This is a genomic window from Amycolatopsis sp. DSM 110486 (genome assembly GCF_019468465.1).
Classification (GTDB): domain Bacteria; phylum Actinomycetota; class Actinomycetes; order Mycobacteriales; family Pseudonocardiaceae; genus Amycolatopsis.
The window spans coordinates 1,773,548-1,786,156 of record NZ_CP080519.1; the positions used below are offsets into that span (position 1 = coordinate 1,773,548).

Annotated in this window: 9 protein-coding genes; 4 read left to right on the forward strand and 5 right to left on the reverse strand. The window is 72.4% G+C overall.

Features of this window, described 5'->3' with window-relative positions; all coding sequences use genetic code 11:
• Nucleotides 1-61: 61 nt before the first annotated feature.
• Nucleotides 62-1,270, reverse strand: a complete 1,209-nt coding sequence (locus K1T34_RS08480) for an MFS transporter (RefSeq protein ID WP_220243729.1) — start codon at nt 1,268-1,270, stop codon at nt 62-64.
• Between the two features lie 99 nt (nt 1,271-1,369).
• Between K1T34_RS08480 and K1T34_RS08485 the strand changes: the two genes are divergently transcribed.
• The gene (locus K1T34_RS08485) at nt 1,370-2,455 is read left to right on the forward strand and encodes a helix-turn-helix domain-containing protein (RefSeq protein WP_220243730.1); all 1,086 of its coding nucleotides are present in this window, start codon (nt 1,370-1,372) and stop codon (nt 2,453-2,455) included.
• Between the two features lie 147 nt (nt 2,456-2,602).
• Here K1T34_RS08485 and K1T34_RS08490 read toward each other — a convergent pair whose 3' ends face one another.
• The gene (locus K1T34_RS08490) at nt 2,603-3,778 is read right to left on the reverse strand and encodes an FAD-dependent monooxygenase (RefSeq protein ID WP_220243731.1); all 1,176 of its coding nucleotides are present in this window, start codon (nt 3,776-3,778) and stop codon (nt 2,603-2,605) included.
• 104 nt (nt 3,779-3,882) lie between these two features.
• Here K1T34_RS08490 and K1T34_RS08495 point away from each other — a divergent pair, with 104 nt between their 5' ends.
• Entirely contained in the window at nt 3,883-4,737 is an 855-nt protein-coding gene (locus K1T34_RS08495; RefSeq protein WP_255638402.1) for an IclR family transcriptional regulator, read from the forward strand.
• Between the two features lie 71 nt (nt 4,738-4,808).
• Entirely contained in the window at nt 4,809-5,369 is a 561-nt protein-coding gene (locus tag K1T34_RS08500) for a GNAT family N-acetyltransferase (protein ID WP_255638743.1), read from the forward strand.
• Between the two features lie 153 nt (nt 5,370-5,522).
• On the opposite strand, the gene K1T34_RS08505 is transcribed toward K1T34_RS08500, so the two are convergent.
• The 3 genes from K1T34_RS08505 to K1T34_RS08515 all read right to left on the reverse strand — a co-directional run bounded on the left by K1T34_RS08505 (nt 5,523) and on the right by K1T34_RS08515 (nt 11,547).
• On the reverse strand, nt 5,523-7,979 hold the full coding sequence (locus tag K1T34_RS08505) for a CehA/McbA family metallohydrolase (protein ID WP_220243734.1): 2,457 nt from the start codon (nt 7,977-7,979) through the stop codon (nt 5,523-5,525).
• 59 nt (nt 7,980-8,038) lie between these two features.
• The gene (locus K1T34_RS08510; protein ID WP_220243735.1) at nt 8,039-10,222 is read right to left on the reverse strand and encodes a PQQ-binding-like beta-propeller repeat protein; all 2,184 of its coding nucleotides are present in this window, start codon (nt 10,220-10,222) and stop codon (nt 8,039-8,041) included.
• Between the two features lie 203 nt (nt 10,223-10,425).
• Nucleotides 10,426-11,547, reverse strand: a complete 1,122-nt coding sequence (locus K1T34_RS08515; RefSeq protein ID WP_220243736.1) for an FAD-dependent monooxygenase — start codon at nt 11,545-11,547, stop codon at nt 10,426-10,428.
• A 119-nt stretch (nt 11,548-11,666) separates the two neighbouring features.
• Between K1T34_RS08515 and K1T34_RS08520 the strand changes: the two genes are divergently transcribed.
• Nucleotides 11,667-12,572 carry a TetR/AcrR family transcriptional regulator C-terminal domain-containing protein gene (locus K1T34_RS08520; RefSeq protein ID WP_220243737.1) on the forward strand — a complete coding sequence of 302 codons (906 nt, stop codon included), beginning with the start codon at nt 11,667-11,669 and terminating at the stop codon, nt 12,570-12,572.
• The last annotated feature ends 37 nt before the right edge of the window (nt 12,573-12,609 follow it).

Here is a 12,609-nt window from a genome sequence, read left to right on the forward strand (position 1 = left end):
CCGGTTCCGAAGCCACCGTCCAACACCGGCTTCGGCTACGGCGGTGGCGCCCCGCCACCACTTACAACCCACTCCTGCGATCCTTCTCGGTCGCAACGGCGGAGGCGGAGAGGAGCGTCGCGGCGGAGAGGCTGCTCCAGAGGGCGGCCGAGCCGTGGGAGGCGAGCGCGGTGATGGCCGCCGGGGAGACGGCGAGGCCGAATCCCGTGGAGAGCTGGAAGCGGGCGAGGGCGCGTCCCAGGACAGGGGCCGGGGCGAGGGCGGTGACGAGCGCGGTGGCGCTGCCGGCATAGATGATCTCGCCGATGGTGCAGACCACGGACACCGCGGCGATGGCAGGGGCGCCCCAGCCGTGTCCCAGTGAGGTGGCCGCGAGGAAGCCGAGGTAGGACGCCGTGAGTACCACGCCGGCGAGAGTCAGCACGGTCCGCCTGGGGAAGCGGGACAGCAGGACGGTGACCGGAACCTGCAGGGCGACCACCAGCACCGTGTTGGCCACGAAGATGGCTGCCGACCACACCGGGGATGCGTGCAGCTTTGTCACCAGGACCAGCGGCAGCGCGATTTCGGGGACGTTGAGGCAGAAGACGTAGACCACGTTGGCGGCCAGCAACGCGCGCATCCGAGGTGCGGGCTCGCCGGCCCTGTCCTCGGCCGGATCAGCGGCCGGATGTGTGCGCAGGTGGACCGACCATGCCAAGGCTGCCGCGGCGAGATAGGCGAGCCCGGTGACGGCTGCCAGCGCTTGCAGTGCGTTGGTGCCGCCCGTCAGGCAGGCGGTGGCGAGGAGGCCGCCCACGCCCAGGCCGGCGTTGCGCAGGGCGCGGCCTCCCGCAAGCGCCGCGTCCCGTTCCCGGCCGTGGGCGACCGTGGCCACCAGGGCCGCGTGGGCGGCCGGCCACGCCTGGTTGCCGATGCCGAGGAAGAGCGCCGCCGTCGCGAACAGCCAGACGTGCCCCGCCGGGGCGGCCAGCAGCAGCGCCACGCCCAGCACCCGCACCAGCATCGACGCTGCCACGACCGTGCTGCGGGCACCCCGGTCCAGCCAGCGGCCGACAGCGGGCATGCACACCAGACCCGCGACGGCGCCGACCGTCATGGCGATGCCGGTGACGGGCGGGGAGAGCCTGAGCACCGTCACCCCGTAGAGCAGCAGAAAGGGCCGCAGCAAGCCGGTGCCGAGCGCGTCCACGGCCAGGGCGACGGCGTAGCGGGGGCCTCCGGAAGCCCGGACGAGGGCACGCGGCTGGATCTTGGTGGTGGTTCCCATGGCGTCAACGGTGCGTCGCGTCTTCCAGCTCGCCACGTCGGTTGACGGACACCGTCAATCGACTCGGTCGCCGGCCATCCGACCAGCGATGATGGGGGGATGACGTTGAGGATCGACATCGGAGGTCTGCCGTCCGGGCGACTGCGGTTCGCTGCCTCCCCGCTGGCCGAGCTGACCGCGATGCTGCACGTGCTGGCCGAACCCGGGCATCACCCGCGGCTCGCCGGCTGGGCCGCGGACGTCTGGGCCGGGCTGCGGCCGGAGCTGGCCGAGCGGCTCAGGGAGGCGGAATTCCTCTGGCGTTCCTCACGAGCCGACTTCCTGGTCCCCGCTCGCCCCCGGCCGACCCTCGCCGAGGAGCTGGACGAGGTGGACCGGATCGACGACGAAACCTATGTGAACGCCGCGCTCATCACCACGTGCGGCAGCAACCGGGTCCACTTCGCCGCGCCGTCACCGCTTGCCGACGCGACGGCGCGACGGCAAGCCCTGGACCGCGCCCAGGCCCGCGGCGCGCTCCAAGAGGCCTTCGCGGAACGGCTTCTCGCGGACCCCACAGCCGTCCGGGCGCGGGCGCGCCACACCCTCGAACAGTGCGGCGAAGCCTTCTTCGACGCCGCCTGGACGGGCATCACCGCGCGGCTCGCCAGCGACCTGCGCCTGAAGAACGACCTGCTGAAACGCCAAGGCATGGGGGCGGCACTCGCGTCGGTCTCCGGCGCCGTGACCCTGGCACCGGACGGCAACTGCATCATCGTGGACAAACTGCAGGACAAGACGACCACCGCCCACGGCACTGGGATCACCTTCCTCCCCAGCGTCTTCGGCCGCCCGCACCTGGTGGCGATCCACGCGCCCGGATGGCAGCCGGTGGTGCAGTACCCCGTGGCCGAGGCGAGCCCATCGGAGCCGGTATCGCTGGAAACGGTCACCCTACGGCTGGAGGCACTCGCGCATCCGGTACGGCTGCGGCTGCTGCGCACCCTGGCCCGCGGCCCGCACACCACCGGCGAGCTGGCCCACGCCTGGGAGCTTTCTCCCCCGGAGGTCTCCCGCCACCTCGCCGTCCTGCGTCGCGCGGGCCTGCTCACGACCCGCCGGCACGGTCGTTACGTCCGCTACACCCTCAACCTCCCCGATCTGACGGCGCTGGGGGCCGACCTGCTGGCGGCCGTGCTGCGCTGAGCAGCCGAGGTACGGGAGCGCGAAGCCGAGAAGCTCACACTCGGCGGTGCCGCGCCGCTTCGCGTTGTCGAGGGCCGGTCCGGCGTTCCTGAACAGAGCATGGGCCGACCCGCGCGCACCCGCGCCTCAAGCCTCCACAAAGGAGGGTCAGGGCACAAGTTCCGCGTCGTGGCCGTAGATCCAAGCGTTGGCGGCCAGCGGATCCTGACCGGACAACGACGCGTCGCGGGCTTGCTGGTCCGGCCCGTCGGGCAGGTGGTTGAGGTGGGCGCGCTCGTGCGACACCGTCTGGAGCCGGGCGGTGCGGGCGCGGCGGGCGGACTCGTAGCGGCGCAACGCGCGGGCCGGTGCGGTGGCATCGGCCGCCAGGCACAGCGCGAGAGCGGCCGCGTCTTCGACCGCCTGCGCGGCGCCCTGGGCGAAGAACGGGAACATCGGGTGCGCGGCGTCGCCGAGCAGGGTCACCGGGCCGTGGCTCCACTGCGCGAGCGGGGCGCGGTCGAGCAGTGCCCAGCGGCCCGGGGTGCCGGCCGCGTCGATCAGCTCGCGCAGCCGCGAGTCCCAGCCCTCGAACTCGGCGGCGAACTCCTCGTGGGTCGCGGTGGCGCTCCAGGATTCGACGACGTCCTCACCGGCCGGGGCGAACGCGACGATGTTGATCAGCCTGCCCGCCGAGATCGGGTAGTGGACGAGGTGGTGGTCGGGGCCGAGCCAGAGCGTGTGGGCGTTGCGCAGCGCGAACGCGGGCGCGTCGGCGGCCGGCACGAGGGCGCGGAAGGCGCACAGTCCCGAGAACGTCGCGGGTGACGGCCCGAGCAAGGCGTTGCGGATGGTCGAGTGCACGCCGTCGGCACCGATCGCGACGTCGGCGGTCGTAGCGGTGCCGTCGGCGAACGACAGGACCGCGCCGTCGTCGGCGATCTCGACGCCCACGCACTTCGCGCCGAGCCGGAGCACGTCCGGCGCCACCGCGGCCCGGACGACGCTCAGCAAGTCGGCGCGGTGCACCGTGTATGTGCGCTCGCCGTAGAGCTTTTCGCACGACTCGGCGAGGTTCTCCGCCGACAGCACGGTCCCGTCCGCCCAGCGGCGGAACTCCCACCCGACGTCGATCGCCACGGCTCGCGCGAGCAGTTCGTCCAGGACACCGAGACGGCGCAGCAGGCGCACGAGGTTCGGGCCGGCGACGAGTCCCGCCCCGACCTCGCCGAGCTCGGCGGCCTGCTCGTAGACCGTGCACGCGAGCCCCGCCCGGCCGAGGAACGCGGCGGCGGCCAGTCCCCCGATTCCCCCTCCGACGACGGCGATTCGCAGTTCAGGCACCGGCGTTGCCTCCTTCGTTGGGTGTCGATGAGCATGACCGCACGCTAGGCGTTCGAGGAACGTCGATGTTCATCCAATGGACATCGACGTATGCTGCGAGCACCATGCCGCGCACGAACGAGCCCGGCCGAAGCGTCAGCTCGCGGCTGTTGCAGGTGCTGTTCACCTTCACGCCCGAGGACAGCGCACTGACCCTCGCCGACCTGACCCGCCGCACCGGGCTCCCGCACGCGACGGTCCGGCGGCTCGTCCACGAGCTCCTCAGGGCCGGCGCCCTCGACCGCACCCCGGACCGCCGGTTCACCGTCGGCCTGCGCCTGTGGCAGCTGGGCACACTCGCGCCGCTGTCGGTTCCGCTGCGCACGGTCGCGCTGCCGTTCCTGGAGGACCTGCACGCCGCGCTCCACCAGCACGTGCAGCTCGCCGTCCTCGAGGGGCACGAGGCCGTGGTGATCGAGCGCTTCTCCGCGCGCGACGCCGTCGACTTGGCCTCCCACGTCGGCGGCCGGTTGCCGCTGCACAGCTCGGCCGTCGGCAAAGTGCTGCTCGCGCACGCCGGCCGGACGCTGATCGAGGCCTACCTCGCGGCCGGGCCGGCGCGGTTCACCGCGCGGACCGTGACCGACCCGGCGGACCTGCGGGCCGAGCTGACGGCGTGCCGGCGGTCCGGCACCGCCACGGTGCGCGGCGAGATGACCGAGGGCGCGGACTCGGTGGGCGCCCGCATCACCGACGGCCACGGCCGGGTCGTCGCGGCGCTCTCGGTCGTCGTGCGCACGGGCTCGCTCGACCTGGCCACGGTCGTCGCGCCCGTGCTCGCCAGCGCGTTCAGCATCTCGCGCCGCCTGGGCTGGCGGCCCGGGATCGGCCTGCGCGACGCCGACCTCCCCATCCCGGGCGCCGGGCGGCCGGCCCTTCGAGACGCCGATGAGCAACCCGGTACCGTGCCATACCGATGACCGTGAACCTCGCCCGTCCGGTGCTGTCCGGCAGCCGCGCCGCTGTGCGCGAGAACTGGGTCGGCCGGCAGGTGCGGTTGCGCGAGATCCGACCCGACGACCGGCGGGCCCTGGTCGGGTTCGATCGCGACGGTGGCGGTGGTTACCGGCACTGGGCGACGCACCGGGCGGAGGTGGCCGGGTCCGGCGGGGATCGCCACCTGGCGATCGAGACGCTGCACGGCCGGGCGCTCGTCGGGTCGATCTGGGTCCGGACGGACCCCGCGGCGAGCCGGTTCAGCTACGGCGTCGGGATCGGCGCGCAGCACCGGCGGTGCGGGTACGCCGAAGACGCCGTCACCACGCTGCTCGCCGCGATGTTCGGGCCGGCCGGCTACCGCAAGTGCGAGGTCAGTGTCCACGGCCGCAACTTCGCCTCGCTCGCGCTGCACGCCAGGCTCGGGTTCCGCGAAGAAGGCCGGGTGCGCGACACCGAGGCGCTCCACGGACAGATCACGTACCCGGTGCTGATGGGTCTCGGCGCGGACGCGTTCGCCGCCCTGCGCCTGGACGTCGCCGACAGCCCTTGGACCGGGCGGCACTCGCGGACCCGGCGACGCGGGCGGCACTGGCGTACTCGCGTCCGGTACTGATCCCGGCGGCAGACCGGGCCGCCGGGAAACGCGACTCACGCCGACCGATCGCGTCTCGTCAGAACCACAAGGGAACCCCTCCCCCTCGCTCGGCGAGGATGACGTGGTTGCCTGCCCGGCCGCCGTCGGACGGCGGCCGGGCAGGCAACCACGTCAGTGGCCACCCGTGTCCACGACGTAAATCTGCTGCGTAGTGTCGCGTTGACCCCGAACAGCGTTACGGTCCGTGACGAAAGCCACGAGGCCCGCGGACACCGCGGGGTAGGTCGCGTTGCCCGCTTTCGTGAGCTGTACCGGAGCCGACCAGCCGGCCGGCGTGAGGCGCGCCGTGAAGACCTTCCAGCGCCAGTCCGTGGCGCGGGAGTCGTACCAGACGGCGCGGACGGTGCCGTCCGGGTCGTGGCTCAGACGCGGGCGCTGGCTCATCGCCGCCGACTCGAGGGCGAACGGCGTGCCGGCCGACCAGGTGCGGCCGTCGGCGGAGCGGGCCGAGCGCAGGGACAGGTTCGCTCCCGAGCTCTGCAAAACGCCGCTGTCCCAGGCGACGACGAAGGCGCCCGAGTGGTCGACGGCCGCGCTCGGGTGGCGGTCGGCGCGGTCGGTGGCGGCGCTGACCTGGGCCGAAGCGCCCCAGCCGCCGCGGGTGCCCGCGCGGGTGGTGGCGAGGATCTGCCAGTTGTCCGGGTCCGTGCCGCCGGACGCGGCCTGGCCTGCGGGCGGAGTGTGGCCCGTCCACAGTGGATCCGGGTCGAAGCGGTCGTCTTGCCACGCAACGAGAATGCGGTCGCCGTGGCCCACCGCGACGGTCGGGAACACCGAGGCCGGGTAGCGCGGCGAGCGGGCGTCGACGGCGCGGTTGCCGGCGCTGACCGTCTTGCCCGCGGCCGAGAGGTTGACCGGCTTGCGGTCGACGCCGACCACCTGGGCGTAGACGTCGAACGCGCCGGCGGTGTTGTCGGCCCAGGTGACGACGGGCTGTCCGCCGGAAAGCAGCGCGATCGCCGGGTGCACGGCGCGGCCGGTGCCGGCGTCGAGCCGCACGGCAGGGCCGAAGAGCAGGCCGCCGGTGCTGCTGTGGCGCAGGTAGATCGCGGGACGGTGGGGCTGCTCGTGGCCGCGCTCGTCCTGCCAGACCACCCACACGTCGCGCCCGGAAGCGGCGACGCGCGGCGCCGTGGCCGGGCCCGAACCGCTGGAGAGCTCGACCTCGAAGAGACCGAAGCCGCGCCGGTCCACGCGCTTGTAAACGATCCGGCTGCGGCCGTCGGAATGCCGCTGCGCGACCACGTGCACGTCGTTGCCGGCGACCGCGACGTCGGCGAACCCCGTGAACTCACCGGTCCCACCGAGCACCGCGGTCGCGTTGTCGTGCCCGGATTGCATGGCGGGCAACGGGATCTCCGGCGCGGGCGTGGCCACGCAGCCGACGGAGACGAACACGGGTGACGTCGCCGCGCGCAGCTGGTCGGGCAGCGTCGGGTCGGCGTCGGCGCCGGACGCGCTGCCGGGCGAGCGCACCTCGGCGCGGAACCACACGTGGTCGCTGGACAGGGTCAACGGCAGAGTGCGGGTGTCGTCGTTGCCGCGCACGGTGGTGTCCAGCAGGGCCTTGGCCGAGCGGCCCGGCGTGCCGTACACGAGCAGGTGTGTCCCGGCGCCCTGGCGGACCCGGACGCGCAGCGCCGCACGCCGCGGCAGCTTCCGCGAACCGACCACCGTCTCGTCGCCGCCGATGGCCTCGAACCGGCCGTCGCCGTCGAGGTCGGCTTCGATCGTCACGAACGGTCCCGACACGCCGGAGGACACCGTGGTCCGGCCGGCCTTCAGCGCGTCGAGGATCGAGCGGACGCTGCGGTCGCCGGCGAACACGCGCGTGGCCGGCTGGCCGGGGCCTGCGATGTCCCACAGCTCACGGAAGTGGCAGTCGCTGGCGGCGGTGACGCCGGTGACGTAACCGCGGTTCCAGCGCGTCTCGGCGAAGTCCATCTGCGCGTCGGGGTTCGTCGAGACGTTGAGCACCTCGATGTTGTGGATGCCCTGCACGCTGGCGTTGTCGTTCGGCCCGGCCGCACGGGTGTACTCACCGTCGTCGGGGTGCGCGATGTGCCACACCGCGTCCTGCGAACGAGCGTCCCAAATGGACTGCTGCACGTGCCGGAACGCCGCCGAGCCAGGCGGGTTCGCACCGTCGACGACGTTGTCCACCGCGCCGAGCACGATCGCGTGCGGCGAGCCGTTGGCCTCTTCGCCGGGAATCAGCAGCAGTCGTTCCGACGTCCACTGTGGATCCCAGTGCTGGTCGTACGTGCGGTGGTCGGTCAGCGGCAGGAAATCCAGCCCGGTCTTCTCGGCCTGGCCGATCTGGTCGCCGACGGGCAGGTTGCCCGGCAGCGCCTGCTTCGACGTCTGGCGCGGCAGGCTGCCGTCGGCCGAGTGGTCGTCGTGCACGTGCGTGTCGCCGACGAGCCACTGGCCCTTCGGTTCGCCACTGCCGAAGGGAAACCCGCCGAGCGGGAGTCCCTGGGTCGCAGCGACGGCCGGCGTGGCCACGAGGCCGGACGCCGCGATCGCGCCGCCCGCCACCATGAACTGTCTTCGAGTGAGGCCCATCTCTGTCCTTCTTCCGGGCACCGGCGCCGATGGTTCGGCGCGGTGGAACTCAAGGGAATTCAGGGGAGGGAAATCCCGTGCACGACACCGTTCTGATCGCCGGCCACGAGCGTCCGGCCGTCGATCACCGGGCGGCCGAAGGTGTAGACGAGGCTCTGCTGCAGCCAGCCCAGCCGGGCGCCGTCGGCGAGCCGCACGCCGATCACCTTGCCGTCGACTGTCAGGACCCACGCCGTGCCGTCGCTGATCGCGACACCGGCGTTGAACACGCGCAGCGCGAGGTTCGTCGTCCACAACGGTTTCCCCGTGGCGAGGTCCACGCGGGTCAGCACACCCCACTCCGTGGTCAGCAGCACACTGGTGCCGACGATCAGCGCGGGCGCGTACATCGCGCTCCCGGCCACCGTCCAGCGCAGCGCACCCGTGGCCCGGTCGAGCGCGATCGCACTCGAAACCGTGGCCAGGACGACCACGTCACCCCCGAGCGCCACCACGGCGTCCCACCCGCTGTACAGCGCGACCCGGTTCTCGACACCGGACACCATCTGGTAAGCCCACAATTCCTTGCCTGTCCGCGCGTCGTGTGCCCGCGCGTAACCGTCGGCCGCCGAGGTGTACACGCGCTCGCCGTCGCTCGCGGCCTGACCGGACGAGAACCCGCGCGCGGGCACGGACCAGCGGCGGCGGCCGTCGGTCCCGACCGCGAACAACGCCTGTCCGGCGGAGAACACGATCTGTTCGTTTCCGTCCACAGTGGAGACCAGTGGCGCGCTGACGACCGGAGCCTTGGCGTCGAACGCCCACACCCGCCGTCCATTCCGGACATCCAGCGCGTACAGGTGGTGGTCGGCCGAAGGGACGAAAGCCAGCGTCCCGTGTACCGCCGGACGCCGGTACACCGGGCCGAGCTGCGTACGCCACTCACGGTGGCCGCCGCGCCGCAACGCGGTCACCTCACCAGCCGACGAAGCGGCGAGCACCAGGCCGCTGCGCGCGTCCGCGAGGGTCACGCCGCCCTGCACCGAACCCGAGAGCTGCTGCTGCCACCGGTCGACGGGGTCGCCGGCCACCGCGGGCACCGTGAACAGCGCGACCTGCTCCCACCAGCTGCCGTCGGCCGCGTTCACGCGCACCTGAAGCCGCTGCCGCCCCGGCGCCAGCGCCGAGACGTCGACGCTGCCGGTCCAGCGGTCGCCCGAACCCGCGAGCGACTGCCACGCGCCGGGGCTCGTGCCGCCGAATACAGCCTGCGGGTACGGCTGCACGCCGACCTGCGGCGTGGCCGACGCGCGCACCTCGACCGGCAGCGAGCCGCCGGAAACCTTGCCCACGTGGACGTATCGCGGCCGCTGCTCGCGACCCTGCCCGCCGCCGGTCAGCGGCACGGTCGCGAACGGCGCCTCGGTGTCGGTCCCGTCCGCAGCGACGGTGACCCGCCGCACGTCGAGCACGGCGGTGCCGTCGGCGGCCGTCGTTTTCTCGGCCCAGTAGTAGATCGGGCCGTTGCGCACGGCGTTCAGCGTCACCTGCGTGAGCCCGTTGAACCGGGTGACGTCCTCGCGGTGCACGTGGCCCGCGATGACACCGCGCAGGTTGTGCTCCGCCAGCACGTCGAGCACCGCCGGCTGGTCGTCGACGTAGTAGAACTGGTTGCCGAACGGGAAGTGCTGGAACAGCACCACCGGCGTGTCCCGGTGCACGCGGCTCAGGTCGCGCTCGAGCCAGTCGAGGCCGGCGGGCCCGTAGTGCCCGGGCTCCTGCAGCACCTGCGTCGGGTCGAAGCCGACGAAGTGGACACCGCCGGCGTCGAACGAGTACGGCGTCGGGCCGAAGTGGCTGTGGAACTCCTCCTTGGCCGACGGGTCCCACCGCGTCTCGTGGTTTCCCGGCGAGTAGTGGATCTTCCCGCGCAGCGCGGCGGGCAGCACCTTGCCGTACTGCTCGTACTCGTCGGGCAGGCCGGTGTCGGTGATGTCGCCGCAGTGCAGCACGAGGTCGGGGTCACGGCGCGCGATCGAGGCGTACACCTGCGTGAGCCAGGTGGTCGACTGAGGGCTCGTGGTGTTCACGTGCGTGTCCGACACGGCGGCGAACGTGAACTTGCGGCCCGGCCGGCCGGGCGTGGCGCCCGCCGGCGCGGCGCCGAGCAACGTGGCCAGCGCCGGAGCCGCCACCGCCCCCGCGGCGAGCCCGAAAAACGCCCTTCGGTGCAATCCATCGTGCCGGCAGGGCTCGTCGACCATCGGGTTCCTCCATTCGAGAAGCTGAACCCTCAAACCTTCACCCGTTCGGGTAACGCCGATCTGACGCACCGACATGGGGAGGCTGAACGCCGGACCAAGCTCTGCCGGCGTCGTCGGTGTTACTGATCCGGCCAAAAGCAGGCCGACCCCCACGCGCCACGTAACCGTTGCTGCGAAGCCATTCGGCCGTGACTGTGGTCGGATTAGTAACGATCGGCACAGTACGTGAGACTGATCGCGTTTTTGGCGCGATCCACCGACTCCTCGGCCGCCGGACCGCCGGGGTTCTCCGTCGCCAGCGCCTGGTTCGCGGCGACGAACGGCCGCAACCGGGTCTCGTAGGCGGCGAACGCGGCTGTGTGGTCGTCGTGGCGGGCGAGCTCGTCGGCGAGCACGTACGCACCGACGAGCGCGAGGCTGGTGCCCTGGCCCGAGAGCGGCGACGCGCAGTAGCCCGCGTCCCCGAGCAGCGTCACCCGGCCGGCACTCCAAGAGTCGAGGTGGATCTGCTGCATCGCGTCGAAGTAGAAGTGGGGCGCACCGGCCATTTCAGACAGCAGACGCGGCACCTCCCAGCCCGTGCCGGCCAGCTGCTTCGCGACAATTTCCTTCTGCGCCAAAACATCGCGGTGGTCGTACGACAGCGGCGGCGAACCGAACCCGAGCGTGACCCGCAGTTCGGTGTTGTCCCGCACCGGATAGACGGCGCCGCCGGTCTCCGCGTCGCGGAACCAGACCTGCCAGTTGTCGAGGCCGAGGACGTTGGGCGCCGGGAAGATCGCCAGGTACTGCCCGAGGTGCTGCGCGAACCGCTCCTCCGGGCCGAACGCCAGCCGCCGGATGGCGGAGTGCAGACCGTCGGCGCCGACGACGAGGTCGAACGTGCGGAAGCCGCCGCGCTCGAACTCCACGCGCACGCCGTGCTCGTCCTGGTCCAGTGCGGTGACGGAATCGTCGAAGATGTACTCGACGTCGTGCTCGGTTGCCTTGTACAGCAGGGAAACCAGGTCATCGCGGACCAGCTCCACGTCGGGGCTGTCCAGGCGGCCGCTGCTGTAGGTGTGCTCCTCCGAGCGGAACAGCTCGGTGCCGGAACCGTCCACCACGGACATTCCGCGCATCCGCGTCCGCATCGCGCGCACCTGCTCGCCGAGCCCCATCCGGTCGACCACGTCGAGCGCCACCCCGCGCACGTCGACCGCCTGCCCGCCCTCCCGCAGGCCGGGCGAGCGCTCGACCACGGTCACGGAGAACCCGGCCCGGTGGAGCCAGTAGGCCAGCGTCGGGCCGCCGATGCCGGCGCCGGAGACGAGGACGTTACGCATGGTTTCCTCCAGGTGTTCGTCGTATCCTCACGGACCACACACTGGCTTCGGCCAGGCAACCATGCCAAAACTGACCTAGTACAAATGGTCAGCTGTACTGGTACAGATCGGAGCCGGGGATGGCCGAGCAGCGCTACCTGGAGATCGCCGCGGAGCTGCGCCGCCGGATCACCGACGGGGAGCTCGTGCCGGGCGCGAAGGTGCCGTCGACACGCCGGATCGCCGTCGAGTGGGGCGTCGCGACGGCCACCGCGGCCAAGGCGCTCGCCGCGCTCGGCCAGGAAGGGCTGGTGCGAGCCGAACCGCGGTCCGGAACCGTCGTCGCAGGCCGGAAGGCCGAGCCGAAGGCCCGCCCGCGGCCGCCGGGCCTCTCGCGCGAGCGGGTCGTGCGGACGGCCATCACGATCGCCGATGAGGAGGGGCTGGCCGCGCTGTCCATGCGGGGAGTGGCGGCGCGGCTCGGTGTCGCGGCGATGGCGCCGTACCGCTACGTCGCCGGGCGCGACGAGCTGGTACTGCTCATGGCCGACGCGGCGTTCGGCGAACGCGGTTACCCCGCGCGCCTTTCAGGCGACTGGCGAGCGCGGCTCGAGCTCACCGGGCGCACACTGTGGTCGCTGTACCGGCGGCACCCGTGGCTCGCGCAGCTGTCGCCGATCACGCGGCCGTTGCCGCTGGCCAACCTGGCCACGCACGCGGAGCAGGCGCTTTCGGCGCTCGACGGCTTCGGCCTGTCCGCGACGCAGCTGTGCGACCTGCACGTGCTGTTCTTCAGCTACATCCAGGGCATCGCCATCCACCTCGAACGCGAGCGGCACGCGGCCGGCACGTCCGGGCTGACCGAGGACGAGTGGCTGGCCACTCAGGCGCCCGGCCACACGGCGATCATGGCGGGCGGCCGCCACCCCGTCTTCACGCGGATGCTGACGACGTTGGAAGAGGACGGCTACGACCTGGATCTCGACGAGCTGTTCGAGCTCGGCCTGCGCTCGCTGCTCGACGGCGTCGCACTGCGGCTGACATGAGAAGGCCGGCATGAGAAAACGCGCCCACCCCCGGGGG

Bases quoted from the DNA above. Each gene is read 5' to 3' on its own strand.
- K1T34_RS08480 (WP_220243729.1), bottom strand. From the start codon at position 1,270: ATGGGAACCACCACCAAGATCCAGCCGCGTGCCCTCGTCCGGGCTTCC.
- K1T34_RS08485 (WP_220243730.1), top strand. From the start codon at position 1,370: ATGACGTTGAGGATCGACATCGGAGGTCTGCCGTCCGGGCGACTGCGG.
- K1T34_RS08495 (WP_255638402.1), top strand. From the start codon at position 3,883: ATGCCGCGCACGAACGAGCCCGGCCGAAGCGTCAGCTCGCGGCTGTTG.
- K1T34_RS08505 (WP_220243734.1), bottom strand. From the start codon at position 7,979: ATGGGCCTCACTCGAAGACAGTTCATGGTGGCGGGCGGCGCGATCGCG.
- K1T34_RS08510 (WP_220243735.1), bottom strand. From the start codon at position 10,222: ATGGTCGACGAGCCCTGCCGGCACGATGGATTGCACCGAAGGGCGTTT.
- K1T34_RS08515 (WP_220243736.1), bottom strand. From the start codon at position 11,547: ATGCGTAACGTCCTCGTCTCCGGCGCCGGCATCGGCGGCCCGACGCTG.
- K1T34_RS08520 (WP_220243737.1), top strand. From the start codon at position 11,667: ATGGCCGAGCAGCGCTACCTGGAGATCGCCGCGGAGCTGCGCCGCCGG.